This is a genomic window from Cellulosimicrobium sp. 72-3 (genome assembly GCF_013127315.1).
Lineage (GTDB): Bacteria > Actinomycetota > Actinomycetes > Actinomycetales > Cellulomonadaceae > Cellulosimicrobium > Cellulosimicrobium funkei.
On record NZ_CP053419.1, the window covers coordinates 339,163 to 358,753 of the forward strand.

Annotated in this window: 16 protein-coding genes; 10 read left to right on the forward strand and 6 right to left on the reverse strand. The window is 75.2% G+C overall.

Annotated features, from left to right (window positions below; translation table 11 throughout):
• The first annotated feature begins 94 nt into the window (after positions 1 to 94).
• Positions 95 to 2,797 carry a GH92 family glycosyl hydrolase gene (locus HKK73_RS01585; RefSeq protein ID WP_171467285.1) on the forward strand — a complete coding sequence of 901 codons (2,703 nt, stop codon included), beginning with the start codon at positions 95 to 97 and terminating at the stop codon, positions 2,795 to 2,797.
• 98 nt (positions 2,798 to 2,895) lie between these two features.
• Positions 2,896 to 3,831, forward strand: a complete 936-nt coding sequence (locus tag HKK73_RS01590) for a Ppx/GppA phosphatase family protein (protein ID WP_043658174.1) — start codon at positions 2,896 to 2,898, stop codon at positions 3,829 to 3,831.
• A gap of 15 nt (positions 3,832 to 3,846) precedes the next feature.
• Here HKK73_RS01590 and HKK73_RS01595 read toward each other — a convergent pair whose 3' ends face one another.
• Positions 3,847 to 5,214 carry a CoA transferase gene (locus HKK73_RS01595; RefSeq protein ID WP_171467286.1) on the reverse strand — a complete coding sequence of 456 codons (1,368 nt, stop codon included), beginning with the start codon at positions 5,212 to 5,214 and terminating at the stop codon, positions 3,847 to 3,849.
• Between the two features lie 177 nt (positions 5,215 to 5,391).
• On the opposite strand from HKK73_RS01595, the gene HKK73_RS19340 reads away from it, so the two are divergent.
• Positions 5,392 to 6,651 (forward strand): SH3 domain-containing protein, encoded by a 1,260-nt coding sequence (locus HKK73_RS19340; protein ID WP_171467287.1) that lies wholly within the window; start codon positions 5,392 to 5,394, stop codon positions 6,649 to 6,651.
• A 37-nt stretch (positions 6,652 to 6,688) separates the two neighbouring features.
• Here HKK73_RS19340 and HKK73_RS01605 read toward each other — a convergent pair whose 3' ends face one another.
• The 3 genes from HKK73_RS01605 to HKK73_RS01615 all read right to left on the reverse strand — a co-directional run bounded on the left by HKK73_RS01605 (position 6,689) and on the right by HKK73_RS01615 (position 10,859).
• Complete coding sequence (locus HKK73_RS01605) at positions 6,689 to 8,467, reverse strand: hypothetical protein (RefSeq protein WP_171467288.1); 1,779 nt, start codon at positions 8,465 to 8,467, stop codon at positions 6,689 to 6,691.
• 126 nt (positions 8,468 to 8,593) lie between these two features.
• Complete coding sequence (locus HKK73_RS01610; RefSeq protein ID WP_216608034.1) at positions 8,594 to 9,061, reverse strand: NUDIX domain-containing protein; 468 nt, start codon at positions 9,059 to 9,061, stop codon at positions 8,594 to 8,596.
• Between the two features lie 160 nt (positions 9,062 to 9,221).
• A complete protein-coding gene (locus HKK73_RS01615) occupies positions 9,222 to 10,859 on the reverse strand; it encodes a glycoside hydrolase family 10 protein (protein WP_171467289.1) in 1,638 nt (545 codons plus the stop codon).
• Positions 10,860 to 11,124: 265 nt separating this feature from the next.
• On the opposite strand from HKK73_RS01615, the gene HKK73_RS01620 reads away from it, so the two are divergent.
• From HKK73_RS01620 to HKK73_RS01630, 3 genes are read left to right on the forward strand one after another with little or no spacing between them, the layout of a single operon-like run.
• Entirely contained in the window at positions 11,125 to 11,538 is a 414-nt protein-coding gene (locus HKK73_RS01620) for a PadR family transcriptional regulator (protein ID WP_144721078.1), read from the forward strand.
• On the forward strand, positions 11,535 to 12,644 hold the full coding sequence (locus HKK73_RS01625) for a hypothetical protein (RefSeq protein WP_171467290.1): 1,110 nt from the start codon (positions 11,535 to 11,537) through the stop codon (positions 12,642 to 12,644). The genes HKK73_RS01620 and HKK73_RS01625 overlap by 4 nt, the downstream gene beginning before the upstream one ends.
• 5 nt (positions 12,645 to 12,649) lie before the next feature.
• A complete protein-coding gene (locus tag HKK73_RS01630; RefSeq protein ID WP_171467291.1) occupies positions 12,650 to 13,744 on the forward strand; it encodes a hypothetical protein in 1,095 nt (364 codons plus the stop codon).
• 101 nt (positions 13,745 to 13,845) lie between these two features.
• On the opposite strand, the gene purB is transcribed toward HKK73_RS01630, so the two are convergent.
• Positions 13,846 to 15,333: an adenylosuccinate lyase gene (purB, locus tag HKK73_RS01635; RefSeq protein ID WP_043656595.1), complete on the reverse strand. Its 1,488-nt coding sequence runs from the start codon at positions 15,331 to 15,333 to the stop codon at positions 13,846 to 13,848.
• Positions 15,334 to 15,503: 170 nt separating this feature from the next.
• On the opposite strand from purB, the gene HKK73_RS01640 reads away from it, so the two are divergent.
• Positions 15,504 to 15,821, forward strand: a complete 318-nt coding sequence (locus HKK73_RS01640; protein WP_171467292.1) for a hypothetical protein — start codon at positions 15,504 to 15,506, stop codon at positions 15,819 to 15,821.
• Complete coding sequence (locus HKK73_RS01645; protein WP_171467293.1) at positions 15,818 to 17,488, forward strand: lipase family protein; 1,671 nt, start codon at positions 15,818 to 15,820, stop codon at positions 17,486 to 17,488. Before HKK73_RS01640 ends, HKK73_RS01645 begins: the two co-directional genes overlap by 4 nt.
• 70 nt (positions 17,489 to 17,558) lie before the next feature.
• On the opposite strand, the gene HKK73_RS01650 is transcribed toward HKK73_RS01645, so the two are convergent.
• Positions 17,559 to 17,948, reverse strand: coding sequence for a phage holin family protein (locus HKK73_RS01650; protein ID WP_021483630.1), 390 nt, complete (start codon positions 17,946 to 17,948; stop codon positions 17,559 to 17,561).
• 103 nt (positions 17,949 to 18,051) lie between these two features.
• Between HKK73_RS01650 and hisC the strand changes: the two genes are divergently transcribed.
• Together hisC and HKK73_RS01660 are read left to right on the forward strand one after the other, a co-directional pair.
• A complete protein-coding gene (gene hisC / locus HKK73_RS01655) occupies positions 18,052 to 19,131 on the forward strand; it encodes a histidinol-phosphate transaminase (protein WP_085386760.1) in 1,080 nt (359 codons plus the stop codon).
• Positions 19,132 to 19,251: 120 nt separating this feature from the next.
• Positions 19,252 to 19,542 carry a lactococcin 972 family bacteriocin gene (locus HKK73_RS01660; protein WP_021483224.1) on the forward strand — a complete coding sequence of 97 codons (291 nt, stop codon included), beginning with the start codon at positions 19,252 to 19,254 and terminating at the stop codon, positions 19,540 to 19,542.
• The last annotated feature ends 49 nt before the right edge of the window (positions 19,543 to 19,591 follow it).

Here is a 19,591-nt window from a genome sequence, read left to right on the forward strand (position 1 = left end):
TCGCCCCGCCACGAGCGGCCCGGGCGGCACCTGACCGACGGCCCCGGGGCGCCCCGGGCGACGACGCCCGGTCGCACGTCGAAGAGGACATGGCATGAGACGACCACGACTCGCCCTGCTCGCCGCAGGGCTCGCGCTCGCCGTCGCGCCGGGCACGCTGCTGCCCGCCGCCGCGGGCGCCGCCCCCGCCGACGAGGGCACCGTCACCGCCGCCGCTCGCGACGACCTCACGCTCGAGGTCAACCCGTTCGTCGGCACCGAGAGCGAGGGCAACGCCTACCCGGGCGCGACCGTGCCGTTCGGCATGGTCCAGCTCAGCCCGGACAACACGAACTCCTACGCCTCGACGTCGTACAGCACGAACGCGGGGCGCGTGTGGGGCTTCAACCACCGGCACGTGAACAGCGCGGGCTGCCCCGCGGCGGGCGAGCTGCTCGTCACGCCGGACACGAGCGCGACCCCGCGCACGTCGCGCTCCTTCATCGCCATCAAGGACCAGAAGAGCACCGAGCGCGCGTCGGCCGGGTTCTACGAGGTGACCCTCGCGAACGACGTGCACGCCGAGCTCACCGCGACCACGCGCGTCGGCGCGCACCGCTACACGTTCCCCGCCTCGACGACGTCGCACCTGTCGTTCAACGTGGGCCAGACCCTGCGCGACGCCGGCGCGAGCTCCGTGACGTGGGTCGACGACCGCACGCTCGAGGGCTGGGTCGACAACGGCGGCTTCTGCGGCGGCACGCCCGACAAGCAGCGGTACTTCTTCAGCGCGACGTTCGACCGCCCGGCCGCGTCGAGCGGCACGTGGGGGACCGACGCGCGCTACGTCGCGGGCTCCACGACGAGCGAGGTCGCGGGCGGCAACAACGGCGCCGTCGCGGTGTTCGACACCACGACCGACCGCGACGTCGAGGTGAGCGTGGGCGTGTCCTTCGTGAGCGTCGACGGCGCGCGCGCCAACCGCGAGGCCGAGGCCACCGACGAGGGCGCGCAGGTCGCGTTCGACACCGTGCGCGAGGAGGCCCGCGACGCGTGGAACGCGGAGCTGGGCCGTGCCGCGATCGACGCGTCGCCCGACCAGCGCCGGATCTTCTACACCCAGCTCTACAAGACGCTGCTGTCCCCGACGATCGGCAGCGACGTCGACGGCCGGTACCGGGGCATGGACCTCGAGGTCCACCAGGCCGACGGCTGGGACTACTACCAGAACTTCTCGCTCTGGGACACGTACCGCACGCAGGCGACGCTGCACGCGCTCCTGCTGCCGGAGCGCGCGCAGGACATCGTGCGCTCGATGTACCAGCACCGCGTCGAGGGCGGCTGGCTGCCGCGCTGGTCGCTCGGCGCGCTGGAGACCAACATCATGGCGGGCGACCCCGTGACGCCGTGGCTCGCGGAGAACTTCGCGCTCGGCACCGTCCCCGACGACATCGCGGACGAGCTGTGGGACTACCTCGTGGAGAACGCCACGACGACCCCGCCGGACGACGTCGCGTCCGTCGGGCGGCGCAGCACCGAGTTCTACGCCGAGCACGGCCACGTGCCGTTCTACCCCGAGAACGAGGGCGGCCTCGGCGGCCAGTTCGAGGAGTACCGCCACGGCGGCTCGGCCACGCTGGAGCTCGCGCTCGCCGACGCGAGCCTCGGCGCCGCGGCCGAGCGCACGGGCCGCGAGGGCGGCCAGGCGTTCCTCGACAAGGGTCGCAACTGGCGCAACCTCTGGAACCCGGACGTCCAGCTCTCCGGCGGCTTCCAGGGCATGGTCAACGCGAAGCGCCCGACGGGCGATTTCGTCACGCTGCCCGAGCTGACCGACGTCACGCGCTCCGGCTTCCACGAGGGCGTGCCGTGGCAGTACCAGTGGATGGTGCCGCAGGACGTCACGGGCCTCCAGGAGGTCATGGGCGGCGAGGACGGCTTCGTCGAGCGTCTCGACTACTACTTCGACCAGCCGGCGCTCGCCGCGAACCCCGGCGTCTCGCCGAGCACGTGGGCCAAGGGCGGCAGCTCGTACTACACGACCATCCGCTACAACCCGGGCAACGAGCCGACGATCATGAACGCGTGGCTCTACGGCTACGTGGGCCAGCCGTGGAAGACGAACGACGTCCTCGCCGCGAACCTCAACCGCTTCCCGGACACCCCGGGCGGCGGCGTCGGGAACGACGACCTCGGCACGCTTGCCGCCTGGTACGTCATGGCGTCGCTCGGGTTCGAGCCCGTCATGCCGGGCTCGGGGATCCTCGCGCTCAACGCGCCGAAGGTGCAGGCCGCGACGCTCACGACCGACGCCGGGGCGACGCTGCGCATCGACGCGGCGGGCGCGAACGAGAAGCTCCCGAGCTACGTCGCCGGCCTGGAGGTCGACGGCGTCGCGCACACCGCCGCGTGGCTCGATGTCGCGGCGCTGCAGGACGGCGGCACGCTCGACTTCGACCTGTCCGGCACGAGCGCGGGCCTCACGTGGGGCACCGGCGCGGCCGACCGCATCCCGTCGGTCTCCGCCGTCGCCCCGCCCGCGCCGGTCGAGGTCGAGGCGAGCGCGCGCTGCCTCGGCGGCCGGGCGTTCGTCGCGGTCCGCGCGACCAGCACGGCCGACGCGCCGGTGGACGTGACTCTCACGACGCCGTTCGGCGAGCGGACGGTCCGGCACGTGCAGCCGGGCAGGAGCGCCTACCAGTCGTTCACGACGCGCACGACGTCCGTCGAGGCCGGGACGGCGACCGTCACGGTCGTCGCCGCGGACGGCACGACGTCGACGGTCGACGCGGCGTACGAGGCGCTGGCCTGCGGCTGACCGCCGCGTCACCACGGGTGCGCGCCGCGCACCGGACGAGGGCCGTCGTCGGGCAGGACTCCCGACGGCGGCCCTCGCCGCGCCGCTAGGCTCGCCGCGTGAGCAGCACCACGCGCCTGGGCGTCCTCGACATCGGCTCGAACACCGTGCACCTCGCCGTCGTCGACGCCGCCTACGCGGCGCGTCCCGTGCAGGCCGCGGGGGCGCGCACGGTCGTGCGCATCATGCGCTACCTCCGGCCCGACGGGTCGCTGTCCCCGGAGGGCGTCGCGGCGATGCTCGCCGCCGTCGACGACGCGATGGCGCTCGCGCGCGAGTCCGCCGTCGACGAGATGCTGCCCATGGCGACGTCGGCGCTGCGGGACGCGACCAACGGGCCCGAGGTGCTCGCGGCGATCGGCGAGCGCGTCGGGCAGCCGGTCCACGTGCTCTCCGGCGAGGACGAGTCGCGCCTGACGTTCCTCGCCGCGCGCCGCTGGCACGGCTGGGCGGCGGGCCGGCTGCTCGTCCTCGACATCGGGGGCGGGTCGCTCGAGATCGCGTCGGGCGTCGACGAGGAGCCCGACCTCGCCGTGTCCCTCCCGCTCGGCGCGGGGCGCATGACCATGGCCTTCCTGCCCGACGACCCGCCCGCACCCGAGCACGTCGAGGCGCTGCGGGAGCACGTGCGCACGACGCTCGCGCCCGCCGTCGCGCGGTTCGCCCGGCTCCCGCGCCCGGACCACGTCGTCGCGACGTCCAAGACCTTCCGCTCGCTCGCGCGGCTCGCGGGCATGCAGACCGAGGCGGTCGGCCCCGACGACCGGTGGCGGATGCGGCGCGCGCAGCTCGCGGACTGGGTGCCGCGGCTCGCGCGCATCACGGCCGAGGGCCGCACCGCGCTGCCGGGCATCACGCCGGAGCGCACGTTCCAGATCGTCGCGGGCGGGGTGGTCGCGGTCGAGACGATGCGCGCGCTCGGCGTGGACGAGGTCGAGATCTGCCCGTGGGCGCTGCGCGAGGGCGCGATCCTGCGCCGCCTCGACCACGCCTGACGTCCGGCGACCCGCTCAGCCGTCGGCTCCGGGCGCGCCGGGCGGGGTCGCCCACCGCGGCGCGTCCGTGCCCCACGGCCGGGCCGGGGCCGGGTAGTCGTCGACGGGCTCGTCCGCGAGGCGGTCGAGCGCGGGCCGCGTCGTCGTCGCCTCGACGTTCCGGCCGTCGAGGCGCACCCGGTGCCCGACGACGCACCGCGCCCCCGGCGTCCGGGGCGGCCCGTGCGCGGGGTCGCGCCCGGGGGCGACGAGCAGCGCGTGCGCGGTGCGGGCGAGCGCGCCGTCGACGTCGCGCCCACGCCCGTCGGCCGCGCGGTCGGCGAGGGCGTCCACGACGGCCGCGGCCAGGAGGTAGCCCGTCGCGTGGTCGAGCGCCTGGGCGGGCAGGGCGCCGGGCGCGGCGGTCGAGGCGTCGCCCACGGTCCCGTCCCGGGTGCCCTCCACGAGCGCGATCCCGCTGGCCGCCTGCACGATCGAGTCGAAGCCGCGGCGCGGGGCCCACGGGCCGTCGTCGCCCCACGCGCTGACGCGCGCGTGCACCGCGCCGCCCGGCAGGCGCAGGCCGAACGCCTCGACCGCGCCCGGGCGGTAGCCCGTCACGAGGACGTCGGCGGCGTCGAGCAGCTCCTGGGCCCGGGCGCGGCCGTCGGGGGTCGCGAGGTCGAGCAGCGCGGACCGCTTGCCCTGCCCCGTGTCGAGGTGCTGGACCTCGATCTCGGGCAGGCCCGGCGGGTCGACGCGCAGGACGTCCGCGCCGAGCAGCGCGAGCGTCCGGGTCGCGACGGGCCCGGCGATGACGCGGGTGAGATCCAGGACCCGGAGGCCGGCGAGCGGCCGGGGCCCGACGGCGAGCGGGCGCGGGGGAGCGGCGTCGTCGCGCACCGCGGTCCGCACGGGAGGGCCCGACGCCGCGGCCCGGCCCGGCGCGGACGCGCGCCACTCGTCCGCGGAGCGCACGCGCACGGCGATCGCGCCGACCGAGGCCGCGAGGTCCTCGACCTCCTGCGCCGACCGCGCGGCGAGCGCCGTCGCGACGTCGTCCCGGGACGGGTGGTCCGCGACCGCGGCGGGCAGGTCGAGGAGCGCGAGCAGCCGCGCGCGGTGGTGCGGGTAGTTCGCGTGCGTGCGGACCCAGCCGTCCGCCGTGCGGAAGAAGCCGGACAGCGGCGCGAACCCGTCCACCGGAGCGCCGTCGAACCGCAGCAGCCGGTCGCTCGCGAACGCCGCCGCGACGCGCTCGGGGTCCGGGGCCGGTCCGGGGTCGAACCGGCCCGCCCGCGCCGCGGCGTCGCGCACGGCCGCGACCGACGCGAGCGCGAGGCCGAGCACGGGCAGCGTCGCGGCGAGGAGGTCGTCGTCCGCGCGTCCCGTCCCGACGGTCATGGCACGACGGTACGCCCCGCGTCGTCGAGCCCCGGGCAGTGTTGGACGGTCGTCCATCTGGCGGTCCCCGCGGACTGGGCTTACCGTTCCTGAGGCGTGTCAACCCGACACGCCGGGTATGTCTGATTTCTTTTCAGGGGGCAGAGGATGGTTCGGAACGCGAGGCGCTGGTCGGGCGTGGCGAGCGTGGCGATGGCGACGGCGCTCGCCACGGGGCTCGGCGGGCTGCTCGTCGCCCCGAGCGCGAGCGCGGCGGCCGCCGTCGTGGCGCCGCTGGGGGCGCGCACCTACTCGGTCTCCTCCTACTACGGCCCGCGCTGCATGCCGGTCGCCAGCGCGTCGACCTGGCACCTCGGGCAGGACCTCGGCGCGACCTCCGGCACGCGGATCAACGCGATCGCCGACGGCACCGTCCTGCGCGCGGGCAGCGTCAGCGGGTTCGGGCAGTGGGTCGTCCTGCGGCACACCATCGGCGGGAAGACGGTCTCGAGCGTCTACGGGCACGTCATCGACGGCGACAAGTACGTCAAGGCCGGGCAGACGGTCAAGGCCGGGCAGCGCATCGCCGACGTCGGCTCCACCGGCATCTCCACCTCGCCGCACCTGCACCTCGAGGTCTGGAACGGCACCTACGGGTCGGGCGCGTCGCACACCGACCCGCTCGCCTACCTCAAGGGCAAGGGCGTCGACCTCGGGCGCGACGCGACGCGGGTGGCCGCCCGGTCGACCGCGACGTCGTGCACCTACTACACGAACGCCGCCGTGGACGTGCGCGCCGGGGCGGGCACCGGTGCCGTCGTCGCCCGGGTCGCGCGCGGGGCGACCGTCGTCGGCAAGCCCGGGGACGAGAGCGGCACGTGGCGCCGGGTCACGTCGGGGCGGACGACGGGCTGGGTCCCGGCCGCGAGCATCGGGCCGACGAAGCCCGCTCCGGTCAGCACGCCCCCGGCGACGAAGCCGCCGGCACCCCAGCCGGCGCCGAAGCCGTCGGCGCCCCAGCCGGCGACGCGGTACGTCACGGCCGCGTCGCTCAACCTGCGGGCCTCGGCGACGACGTCCTCGGCCGTGGTCGCACGCCTGCCGAAGGGCACGAAGCTCGCGGTCGCGTCGACCTCGGGCGGCTGGCTCAAGGTCACCGCGAACGGACGGACCGGCTGGGTCTCCGCCCAGTACACCTCGACGAGCGCACCGGCGGCTCCCGCGAAGCCGGCGCCCGCGAAGCCCGCACCGCCCAAGGCCGCGACGTCGTACGTCACCGCCTCGAGCCTCAACCTGCGGGCGTCGGCGTCGACCTCGTCCAAGGTCGTCGCACGGCTCGGGCGCGGGACCGCGGTGACGCACGCGGGCACCGCCTCGAAGGGGTGGCTCAAGGTGACCGCCGGGGGCCGGACGGGCTTCGTCTCGACCTCGTACCTCTCGGCGCAGAAGCCCCGCTGAGCCGACCCGGCGCCGCGCCCCTCCGGGCGGCGCGGCGTCAGCCCCCCGGCGTCACCGTGCCGGGGAACCGGGCGGCGGACCGGTCCGTGACCGAGCCGTCGCCCGCGGCGTTGATCTCGCTGATCATCATGACGAGGTCCAGGTCGGAGTCGGCCGCCCGGGCGAGGCTCGTGGCGAGCTGGTACGGGTCCGAGAGCGGCTGCATGTCGTAGTCGGTGACGACGGCCCGCGTCTGCATGCCGAGGGCGTCGTTCTCGACGGCGGTCCGCACGCTGTCGGCGAGGCGGTTCATCTGCGACTCGGTGAGCGTCATCGTCACCTGCTGGCCGGGCGACACCTCGCCGGACGGCGAGAAGCCGGAGAAGTCGCGCGTGTTGAAGTACTGCGACGACATGTCGTCGGCCGTGACGTCGAACGAGTACGTGCGCGCCGAGAGGTCCTCCGTGCCGGAGGCGTCGAACGACTGCGACAGGCGGAAGTCGCCTCGGTCGCCGTACGTCGCGGTCATGAGCTGCTCGGTGCTGCCGTCGGGGTAGGTCGTCGCGACGAGCGAGCCGGTGTTCTGGCCGATCTGCCACTCGGCCCCGCCGACGGGCGTGTCGAAGCCGACGGTCGACGTCGAGTCGTAGTTGACGCGCTCGATGGTCGTCGTGCCGGAGATCCCGGTCGACGGGTCCCCGGGGATCTCGCCGGTGACGAGGTAGGTGTCGTAGGCGGCCTGGCCCTCGGGCGTCGACAGGTCGAACTCGGCGCTGCGCAGGGACGCGCCGTCGAGCGACGTCGTGTTGCCGAGCATGACCTTGACCGCGTCGAAGTCGAGGCCGAGGCCCGCGTGGTTCGCGATCGCCTCCGTCGGGCCCGCGGTGACGCGGACGGTGTCGTCGCCCGTGCGCTCGATGAGGCTGCTCACGCCCTCGGAGTCCTTGACGGACGACTCGAGCGCGATGTGCCGGAACGCGGCGTCGAGCTCGGTCTTGGCGTAGCTCCCGCCGTCCATCGTCACGGAGGATCCGACCGGCATGCTCCGCGGGTCGAACGGGTTGACGGACCCGGGGTCGACGTCGGTGCCGTCGGGCATCTTCAGGGTGTACTCGGACGTGACGCCGGTCGTGTACCCGCCGCTGACGCCCGTGCCGCCCTTCGAGACGCCGCCCTCGACGCCGATCGAGACGTCCGACTTCGAGGTGTAGGTGGTGAAGCCGTCCTCCGACTTCTCCCCGACCGTGTACTCGGCGCCGCCGTTGACGCCGAACGAGACCTTGGAGCCGTCGGTCGTCTTGAACCAGTCGGCGAGCGACCCGTTGCCGGAGTACGTCGTCTCGCCGCTGTCCGGGTCGTGGGAGACGCCGAAGCCGACCTTCGAGTCCGTGCCCTCGGTCGCGGGGCTCCCGAGGCCACCGTTGTCGGTGCCGCCGCTCTGGCTGCCCTTCACCGAGACCGTCGGGCCGCCGGGGCCGTCACCGCTCTCGCCGCCGTCGCCCGACCCGCCGGAGCCCGACCCGCCGGAGCCCGACCCGGACCCGCCGGGGCCGCTGGCGCCCCCGCCCGTGCCGTCGGAGCTGGCGCTCTCCTGCTGGTCGGCGTTCGTGCGCACCTTGTCGGCCGCGTCGCGCAGCGTCGCCGCGGCCGCGGCGAGCGCGGGGCCGAGCTCGGAGGTCCAGCGGCCGCGCAGCTCGTCGCCGTCGGGCCCGGCCCAGCGGGCCCCGCTGACGGTGGACTGGAGGCCGCCGCGCGTCGTCTCGAGCGACTCCGACGCCGTCGTCAGGCTCTGCGCGAGCCTGCGCAGCTCGCCGATGTCGGCACCGTAGAACCCCATGGTCGTCCCTCTGTCGCGGCGGATCGTGCTTCCGGAGCGTACGTGGACGGGCGCCCCCGCGTCTCGGGGTGCCCATGGGGCGAGGTCCCCATGCCGCGTCCGAGCGGCCTGCCTGGGGGCGCGCGGTCAGGCCGAGAGGACGTCCGCGAGGCGTTCGAGGACGATGCGGCCGGCGGGCGGGACGCGGTCCGCGTCCGCCGGCGTGAGCCACGCGAGCTCGGCGATCTCGGCGTTCGGCGCCGGCTCGGGGGACCCGGGCAGCGGCTCGGCGTACAGGCAGTGCATCCGCGCGACGCGCCCGCCCAGCCCGTGCCCCGGGGCCTCGGCGACGAACGCGGGCCGGACCGTCCCCGGGTCCAGGCGCACGCCGAGCTCCTCGTGGATCTCGCGCACCAGCGCCTCGGTGTCCGTCTCGCCGGGCTCCACCTTGCCGCCCGGCATGAAGAAGCGGTCCTTCCCGGTCGTCCGCACCGCGAGCAGGCGTCCGTCACGGACGTTCACCCACCCGACGGTGCGCAGGGGCGGGAGGTCGGACGGCGGGGCCGACGCTCCGGCGGTCGAGGGGTCGGCGGGGCGCAGGTCGGGCGTGCTCACGCGTCCCACTGTGCCACCCGGCACCCACGGCGGGGCGGCCGAGGAACCCCGACGGCGCGTGGCGCACCCAGCGAACCACGCGCCGTCGGGCCTGCCCCTCGCGCGGCCCCAGTTCCGGCGAAGGGCGATCGTGCCGGGCCGAGGCCCGGCACGACGATCGTCACACCGACCAGCGGACCCTGCTCGGTGCGGACTCGTTCCAGACGCGGTCCAGCGCGGTCACGGCGTATGTGTACCGGCGGCCGCGCACGGCGGTCGGGTCGAGGAAGTCCTGGACCACCCGGCCCTCGGCGCGCTGCGTCGCGACGAGATTCGCGGGGTTCTCGGTGTCCACGTGCTGCACCCACCCGTCGGCACGGTAGATCGCGAACGACGTCGCCGCGAACCGGCGGCCGCCGGCGTCGGTCCAGTGCACGCGGACGCCGTCGTCGCGCCAGCCGGCCCACGCGAGCACGGGCGTGCGGACCTTCGTGCCCGGGAGGTGCGGCATGGCCGGGACGAGCGCCGGGTACCGGTAGTGGTCGTCGCGCACGCGCGTCATCGAGCCCTGCGGGTCGGCCGGGACGTGCTTGGCCGAGAAGTAGACGTTGCCGTGCACCGGGTGCTCCTGCTCCTGGCAGAACGTCAGGTGGTTCGACAGCTCCGCCGGGTCGGTGAAGACGCCCGACGTCACCTTGTACAGGGCCTCGCCGATGTACAGGTGCGTGCCGGACTGCGCGGCGACGTCGGCCCACCACGGGACGAGCTTCGCGTAGTCCGCGACGGCGAGCCCCAGCTGCCAGTAGATCTGCGGGTTGATGTAGTCGAGCCAGCCCTCGAGGACCCACTTGCGCGTGTCGGCGAACTGCATGTCGTACGACTGCGAGCCGCCCGTCTGCGAGCCGCGCGGGTCCGTCGAGGCGTTGCGCCAGATGCCGAACGGGCTGATGCCGAACTTGACCCACGGCTTCGCCTGCTTGATGCGCTGCGAGATGGACTGCACGAACGTGTCGACGTTGTGGCGCCGCCAGTCCTCGACCCGGTCGAAGCCCGCGCCGTGGGTCGCGAAGGTCGCGGCGTCCGGGATCGTCTCGCCCGCGACGGCGTAGGGGTAGAAGTAGTCGTCGAAGTGCACGCCGTCGATGTCGTAGTTCTCGACGCTGTGCAGGATCGCGTTCTTGATGTGCTCCTGCGCCGCGGGCAGGCCCGGGTCGAAGTAGAGCTTGCCCCCGTAGGCCCACACCCACTCCGGGTGCTGCCGCGCGGGGTGCTCGGGGACGAGCCGCGCCGGGTCGGCCTGCATCGACACGCGGTACGGGTTGTACCAGGCGTGGATCTCCAGGTTGCGCCGGTGGCACTCCTCGACGACGAACCCGAGGGGGTCGTAGCCGGGGTGCTGGCCCTGCACGCCCGTGAGGTACTGCGACCACGGCTCGTAGGGGCTGGGCCAGAACGCGTCGGCCGTCGGGCGGACCTGGACGAACACGGCGTTGAGGCGGAAGTCGCGTGCGACGTCGAGCCAGCCGAGGAGCTCGGCCTTCTGCTGCTCCGCCGAGAGCCCGGACGCCGACGGCCAGTCGATGTTCACGACGCTCGAGATCCACATCGCGCGCAGCTCGCGCTTGCGGGGCGCCGGGGCCGCGGTCGGTGCGGCGTGGGTCGAGCCGGGCGTGGTGAGCGCGGCGGCCGGGGTGAGCGAGCCGACCGTCACGGTGAGCGTGCTCGCCGCGACGCCCGCCGTGGCGAGGGTGAGGAACTGTCGTCGTCCGACGCAGGCCGGGGCCGAGGCGGGGGACGTGGGGGAGCCGTCGAGCGTCATTGCTGATCCTCCGGGTCGTCGAGTATGTGGCAGATAGTTTCACAGAACATCGTGCCTGTGAAGGTTTGCGCCACGCGCTCCCGGCGGCGGCGCCGGGCGTGGGGTCGTCGGCGCTCCCGGGTCCGGCGCGGTGCGGGACGCCAGAGGCGCCGAGGTCGAGGTTCTCGACCGTGGTGGACCCTCCCGGCCTGTGCCCGGCGGGCCGCGACGCGCCGTGCGGTGCGGGTCCTGCACATACCTTCGCGGCGAGAGTATGGTCGCCGCCATGGCATCGAAACCGCTCCAGGAACCCGCGTTCCTCGTGCTGTCCGCGCTCGCCGCCGGGCCGCTGCACGGGTACGGCATCGCGCAGGACGTCGAGTCCAGCTCCGACGGGCGCGTGACCCTGCGCGCCGGCACGCTCTACGGCGCGATCGACCGGCTCGTCGCCGCCGGGCTCGTCGAGGTCGACCACGAGGAGGTCGTCGACTCGCGGCTGCGCCGGTACTACCGGCTCACCAGCGAGGGCGGGTCGCGCCTCGCCGCCGAGGCCGAGCGCGCCGAGGCCCAGGCACGCCGCGCGCTCGAGCGTCTCGGTGCCCGACGCCGCACGGCCGCCCCGGCGGGCGACCGCACTGCGCCCCGCCCCGCGCGCAGGCTCGACGGGGGAGTCGTCGACGGCGGGGCGGTGCCGGCATGAGCGGCCACGACGGCTACCGCGACACGGATGCCGCCGGCCCGGTGCTCGTGGCGCCGGTCCTCGTGCGGGACTACCGGCGGCTGCTGCGCCTGTTCCCGTACACCTACCGGCGGGCGCACGAGGCCGAGATGCTCGGGCACCTGGTCGACGGCGCGCGGCCCGGGCAGTCGCGGCCGACGCGGGCCGAGCGGTGGGACCTGCTGCGCGCCGCCGCGCGCGAGTGGCTGCTCGCGCCGCTGGGCCCGACGGAGCGCCAGCGCGCCTCGGCCTCGGTGGTCGTGCTCGTCGTGCTGACCGCCGTGCTCGCGGCCCCCGCGGCGTACGACCTCGTGCGCGCCGTCCAGGCGGTGACGGACGACTCGGCGCGAGAGGCGCTCGGGTCGCTCTCCTCCCCGGTGCTGCTGGCGACCGTGGCGGCACTGGTCGCGGCGCCCCTCGCGCCGGCCTGGCTGGCGTGGCTCTCCGCGCTCGTCGCCGTCGCCGTGGGAGCACGGCGGACGGCGCTCGTGCTCGCCGCGCTCGCCGCGACGGCGGGAGTCGTGGCCGTCGGGGCTCTCGTCTCCGCGGGACGGGCGTTCGTCGCGTTCCAGGCGGTCGGCTGGGTCGTCGTCCTCCTGGCCTTCCTCCTGACCTTCGTCGCGCGGGCACGGCAGGAGGCGCCCGTCTTCGGCGCGCGAGCGGGAGCGGTGGCGTTCTGGATGACGGCGGCCACCCTCGCGCTCTCGGCACGGGGCGGTGCCTCGGCGGTCTCGCAGGAGCACGTCTGGGTGTCCGTGTCGGTGAGCCCTTCCCAACAGGCCATCGGCCTGGGCTGCCTGGGTGTCGTGGCGCTGCTCGTGCTCGTCCGCCCGGTCCGGCAGGCCGCTCCCGTCCTCGGTGGCGCGCTCCTCGCCATGACCCTGAGCCGGTCGGACCTCTTCTGGTCCGGCGCGCTCGACACGACGGTCGTGAACCTCGGCAACGTGCTGGGCGTGGTCGGGCTGTCGGTAGCGCTGACCCTCGCGACCCGCTGGGTCGTCAACCGCCTCGACGAGCTCGCCGCCGCCCGCGCCGCGCACCGCGCGTTCCTGGCGGCGGCGGCCGACGGCACGGCGGCTGCCGCGTGACCGGGGTGGCGGCATCGCCCGCGGACTCGCTCCTGCCGGTGACGCCGGTCCTCGTGCGGGACTACCGGCGGCTGCTGCGCCTGTTCCCGTACACCTACCGGCGGGCGCACGAGGCCGAGATGCTCGGGCACCTGGTCGACGGCGCGCGGCCCGGGCAGTCGCGGCCGACGCGGGCCGAGCGGTGGGACCTGCTGCGCGCCGCCGCGCGCGAGTGGTTGCTCGCGCCGCTGGGTTCGTCCCCGCGGCAGCGGCGCGCGGCGACGGGGCTCCTGCTCGTGGTCCTGCCCGCCGTGCTCGTGGTCATGGCCGCGCGCGTCCTCGCGTTCGCCGCGGCGATCGTCGGGGCCGTGCTCGGCCCGAGCGGGCACGCACCGCTCCTGACGACCGTCCCGACGGCGTCGATGTGGACCCTCTGGCTCGCGGCGGTGGCCCTCACGCTCGCCGGGGCGCAGCGCGTCGGCCTCGCTGCTGCGGTGCTCGCCGCCGTCGCCGGGGTGGGCGGGCTCGCGGTCTCGCTCGGCGCGGGGAGCAGCTATGCGGCGTACCTCGACGCGCCGTGGGTCGCGGCGGTGTCCGTCTACGCGGGCGTGCTCGCCGCGCGTCGGGCGTGCCGGGTCGGGCCTGAGCCGTGGACGCTCCGGGCGGCGACCCTCGGGGCGATGGCTCTCGCCCTCGGCGGGTTCGCCGCGGCGACCGCTGCCGACGCGGCGAGCTTCGGGGCGCCGTGGTGGTCGGGGGTCGCGCTGAGCCCGTGGACGCCTCCCGTGCTGGCTGCGCCGGTCGTCCTGCTCCTCGGCGTCGCGCTGCTGTGGCGCCGGACGCGGCCGGCCGTCCCGGTGCTCGGCGGTCTCGCCCTCGCAGGCGTGCTGAGCCGCTCGGCCTACATCTGGTCGGGGACCGTGAACGTCCAGACCGCGGACCTCGGCAACGTGCTCGGCCTGCTCGCGCTCGCGGCCGCCGCGACGCTCGTCCTGACCTGGGTCGTCAACCGCCTCGACGAGCTCGCCGAGGTGCGCGCGGCGCACCGCGCCCAGCTCGCCGCCGCGGGAGGGGTGCGGAGCCGGGGCGGCTCCCGCCCGGGCGCGCCGACCGCCGTCTGACCCGGGCGCCGTCGAGCACGACGGTGCGTGCGGACGAGAACGGGGCTGCTGTCGTCATCCGTCGGACGACGACAGCTGCCCCGCTTCTCGACGCCGGCCGGTCAGTCCAGGTAGTCCTCGACCAGGCGGGAGGCGAGGCCCGTGTACGTCGCGGGGGTGAGGTCCGCGAGGCGCTGCGCGACGTCGTCGGGCAGGCCGAGGCCCGCGACGAACTCGCGGAGCCGCGCCGCGTCGACGCGCTGGCCGCGCGTGAGGTCCTTGAGGCGCTCGTACGGGTTCTCCATGCCGGGGACGCCCGCGACCGACGCCGCGCGCATGGCCGACTGGATGGGCTCACCGAGCACCTCCCAGTTCTCGTCGAGGTCCGCCGCCATGAGGTCGGCGTTCGCGGCGAGGGCCTTCAGGCCGCGGCGCACGTTGTCGATCGCGAGGAGCGAGTGGCCGAACGCGGGGCCGACGTTGCGCTGCGTCGTCGAGTCCGTGAGGTCGCGCTGGAGGCGCGACGTCACGAGCGTCGCGCCGAGCGTGTCGAGCAGCGCGGACGAGATCTCGAGGTTCGCCTCGGCGTTCTCGAACCGGATCGGGTTGACCTTGTGCGGCATGGTCGACGACCCGGTCGCGCCCGGCACGGGGATCTGCGTGAAGAACCCGAGCGAGATGTACGTCCACACGTCGGTCGCGAGGTTGTGGAGGATCCGGTTGAACCGCGCGACGTCCGCGTACAGCTCGGCCTGCCAGTCGTGCGACTCGATCTGCGTCGTCAGCGGGTTCCAGGTGAGACCGAGGCCCTCGACGAAGTGCTTCGAGACCGACGGCCAGTCCACGCCCGGGACGGCGACGGTGTGCGCGCCGTACGTGCCCGTCGCGCCGTTGAGCTTGCCCAGGTACTCGGCCGCACCCACGCGGCGGAGCTGGCGGCGCAGCCGGTGCGCGAGGACGGCGAGCTCCTTGCCGAGCGTCGTCGGCGTCGCGGGCTGGCCGTGCGTGCGGGAGAGCATCGGCACGTCGGCGTGCTCGCGCGCCATGTCCGCGAGCTGGTCGGCGAGCGCCGTCGCGGCGGGCAGCCACACGTGCTCGACGGCGCCGCGCACCATGAGCGCGTAGGACAGGTTGTTGACGTCCTCGCTCGTGCACGCGAAGTGCACGAGCTCCCCGACGCCCGGCAGCACCGTGTCGGGGCCCAGCGTGTCGGGCGCCGCGGCGAGGCGGCGCTTGACGAAGTACTCGACCGCCTTGACGTCGTGCACCGTCTCGCGCTCGATCGCGGCGAGCTCGGCGATCTCGTCGCCACCGAACGTCGCGGGGATGCGGCGCAGGTAGGCGACCTCGGCGTCGGAGAGCTGGGGCGCGCCGGGCACGACCGGGCGGACCGCGTTCTCGTCGACCGCCTGGACGCCGTTGCACAGCGTGATGAGCCACTCGACCTCGACGTGGATGCGCTCGCGGTTGAGCGCGGCCTCGCTGAGGTGGTCGACGAGCGGGGCGACCGCGGCGCGGTAGCGGCCGTCGAGCGGACCGAGCGCGATCGGCGGGGTCACCTCGGCGAGGCTCACGCGGGCAGGGGCGGCTGCGGCAGGGTTCTCGGGCACGCCCCTGATTCTCCCACGCGTGCCCGACGGCGGTCGGTGCCGCCCGCAGTCCGGGCAACGGAGCCGTCGCGCGGCCCGTGGCCGTCCCCAGCGTCCGGGCGCGAGGGTTCGGTCCACAGCCTGGCGACCTGCCGCGCCGTCGGCCGACGGGGCTCCGTACGGTCGCCGCCATGCCGACCCCGCCACCACCGCCGTGCCTCGCCGCACCCTTCGGGATCACGCGCGCCCGCGACCAGGTCCTCACCGCGACCCACGACGCCGCGCGCGCCGGCGCCGCCCTCGAGACCCCCGACCTCCCGTGGGCCGGGCAGGCGCGGCACGCGTACGACGACGCGACGGCGGAGGTGCGGGCAGCCCTGCTCCGGCTCGACGAGACGCTCGGGACGTGCCTCGTGCGGCTGGACGCGCTCACCGTGCTCGCGGAGGCCGACGTCGCGAGCATGCGGGCGGGGCTGGCCGCGGGGCTCGCCGCGGGAGGCGGCTCGTGAGCGGGTCGCCGCCCGGCCCGTCCGTCGTGATCCGTGGCGGGACGGAGCCGACGGTCGTCGAGACGGCGGGGGTCGTCGCGCAGGCCGCGGTGCTCGCGGCCCGTGCGGACCTCCTGGCGGGAGCGGCAGGGGCGCTGCGGGACGCGCGGCACGCGGTGGAGGTCACGACGGCCACGCCGACGGCGTACGCCGGGCGGCTCGTCCCGGCCGAGCCGCTCGGGGCGGCCGCGGGCGCGAACCTGACGACGACGCCGTTCTGGTCGGCGGAGGTCCGGGCCGCGCGTGCGGCCCTCCTCGACGGCCTCGACGCGGCGGCTCTGCTCACCGGGCAGGAGGAGCAGCGGTTGCGCGGGCTCGCCGGGCGGCTGCACCAGGCGGTCCGGGTGTACGACGACGCGGACGCCGCGGCTGCCGCCGGGTGGTCCGACACCGCGCTGGTTGTCGCGGGACGGCACTACGGGCTGGCGGGGGCGGGCGCCGCCGGGCTCGGGATGATCGTCGCGCAAGGCCTCGCCGGGCTCGCGCAGTCGCTGCTGCACGGAGGGCCCGCTCTCGGTCGGCTCGTCACGACGGGCGAGGCGCTGCACCCCGCGACCGTCCGCGCGCTGGGTCGCACGATCGGCATGCTCGACCCGGACCGCCCCTGGTACGCCGTGCCGACGGTCGGGAACGCGGCGGCGGTGCTGCGGGCGTCCGTCCAGCCGCTGCGCGACCGGTTCCTGCCCGACCCGGAGGTGCGGCGGGTCGACGCGGCGCCCTACGACCTGCCGACCCCCACGGACACGCGGTCCGCCCTCGGCGCCGTGGCGGCGCTCGGGAGCACGGACTCGGTGCTGAGCGTCCAGCGCATCGTCAAGGACGACGGGACGCCGACGTGGGTCGTCGCGATCCCGGGCACCCAGCCCGGCAACCTCCGGACGGTGTGGAACATGACGTCCAACTACGACCTCATGTCCGACGACGAGTCCCAGCGCGCGCGGGCGGACAGCGTGCGGGCGGTGCTCGACGCGATGGGCCAGTCGGGGATCGCGCCTGGGGACGACGTCGTGCTCGTCGGGCACAGCCAGGGCGGCATGGTCGCGGCCACGATCGCGGCGGCGACGGTCGGGACCTACCAGGTGCGCCACGTCGTGACGGCCGGGTCACCGGTCGGGGGGCACGGCCTCCCGCCCGGCGTGCGCGCCACGCACCTCGAGACCAGCGGGGAGGGGGTCTCCGGCCTCGACGGGAAGCCGAACCCGGCGACGCCCGAGCGCGTGACGGTGACGGGTACCGTCTTCGCGCCCGGCGGCGGGCCGCCGCTCGACGTGCCGCACTCCGTCGGCTACCACCAGGACGTGCTCGACGCCGCGGTCGAGGTGGGCGACCGCGGCCTCGAGGAGCACCTCGCCGACGTGGAGCACTGGCTCGACGGCGAGGCGGAGGACCCGCTCGTCTACGAGGCGCGTCTCGTCCCGGACCCCGAGACGACGTTCTGCGTCGGTGAGCTCGCGGTGCCGAGGCCGCCGTGGCCCCCGTGGCCGGCTCCGGACGGCGTCGTGACGGCGCCGGGCCCGTCCCTCGGCACGCCGGGTCCGTCCGGGACGACCGGTGGCTCCGGCACGCTCGGCGGCACGGGCACGCTCGGGGGCGCCGGGACGGGTGGTGGCGAGGACGATGCGCGGTGACGGCCCGGTGCCGTCCCCCGGCGGGCCGGTCGGGAGGGCGGGCAGCGGCGCGCGCGGTGGAGCGCTCGGGTCAGCGGTCCTGGGCCTTCGGCACGACGGCCGAGACGAGGAAGTTGATCACGGCGATGATGAGGGCCGCGAGCAGCGCCCACCAGAACCCGCCGATGATGCGGATGCCCCAGTCCGTCTGCTCGGTGATCCACGCGGTGAGCATGAGCATGAGCGCGTTGACCACGAGCGAGAACAGCCCCAGCGTGAGGATGTAGAGCGGGATCGAGAGGACCTGCACGATCGGCTTGATCACCGCGTTCACCAGCGAGTAGAGCAGCGCCACGACGAGGACGATCACGACCTTCCCGCCGGCCGTGTCGGAGCCGACGATCTGGAAGTGCTCGTCCATGAACAGGCTCGTGAGCCAGATCGCGAGACCGGTGATGAGGACGCGGACGACGAAGCTCATACCCGGCATCCTGCCATCCGGGCGGTGGTGCGGCACGGGCGCCGCGCGTGGCGCGCCGTCGTCCGCCACGGACCGCGGTGCACGAGTGGCATGATCGAGGACCGTGGCCCACGAACCCCGCGTCCCCCTGCGTCCTGCCGTCGCCGCCCTGCCGGCCTACGTCCCGGGGGCGCGCGTCGCCCCGGGTGCGGCGGCGTTCAAGCTCTCCTCGAACGAGAACCCGTACCCGCCGCTGCCCTCGGTCGTGGCGGCGATCGCCGACGCCGCGGCGGACGCGAACCGCTACCCGGACATGTACGCGACCGAGCTCACCGAGGCGCTCGCGGCGGACCTCGGGGTCGGGGCCGACGAGGTCGTGGTGGGCAACGGGTCGGTCGCGGTCCTCGCGCACGTGCTCCAGGCGGTCGTCGAGCCGGGCGACGAGGTCGTCTACCCGTGGCGCTCGTTCGAGGCGTACCCGATCGCGGTCGCGGTCGCGGGCGGCACGTCGGTGCGGGTCCCGCTCCGGACGGGGGAGCACCGCGGGCGCCTCGACCTGCCCGCGATGGCCGCGGCGGTCACCGAGCGCACGCGCGTCGTCATGGTGTGCACGCCCAACAACCCGACCGGTCCGGCGGTGCACCGCGACGAGCTCGAGACGTTCCTCGCGGCGGTGCCGTCGGACGTGCTCGTGGTGCTCGACGAGGCGTACCTCGAGTTCGTGCGCGACCCGGAGGCCCCCGACGGTCTCGCGGTGTACGCGCAGCACCCGAACGTCGTGCTGCTGCGCACGTTCTCCAAGGCGTACGGGCTCGCGGGCCTGCGCGTCGGGTACGCCGTCGCGCGTCCGCGCCTCGCGGCGGGCATCCGTGCCGTCTCCACGCCGTTCGGGGTCTCGCACGTGGCGCAGCGGGCCGCGATCGCGTCGCTCGGGGCGCGAGGCGAGCTCCTGCAGCGGGTCGAGCACCTCGTGGCGGACCGCACCCGCCTCGTCGAGGGTCTGCGCGACCAGGGCTGGTCCCTGCCGGAGTCGCAGGCGAACTTCGTGTGGTTCGACCTGGGGGAGCGCACGGCCCAGCGCGCCGAGGAGGCGCGTGCTGCCGGCGCGATCGTGCGCCCGTTCGCGGGCGAGGGCCTGCGCGTGAGCGTGGGCGAGCCCGAGGCGACCGACCTCTTCCTGCGCGTCAGCGCGACCTGGCTGTAGCCCTTCCTCGACGGCCCCTCTGCGTTCCGGCAACGGAACTTCCCCAGATCGACCGAACCCCTGGTGCTCGCGTCTCCGGATTGCTACTTTTACGTAGCAATCACTTCCGAAGGGGGAGATATGAGGTTTGGTCGAGTACTGACGACGGCGATGGTCGCCGGGGTCCTGGCCTTCACACCGGCGGCGGCGTTCGCCGGCTCGCAGCTCGTGGGCGGCGGGATCTGGAACTACGGGACCAGTGCGGGCGCGATCTACTCGCACTACCTGCACAACACCCAGTGCCACGGCGCGTCCGTGCACAACGGGAAGCTCTACCGGGTGACCAACATCAAGCCCGGGGTCTGGGCGAAGGTGCACGCCAAGGACTGGCCCATGCGCGTGGACCACGCCTACTGGCACAAGTGCGCGTAGCACGGACGCAGGGCAGGGGCGGCGCCGTGCCGCCCCTGCCCGGTCCGGC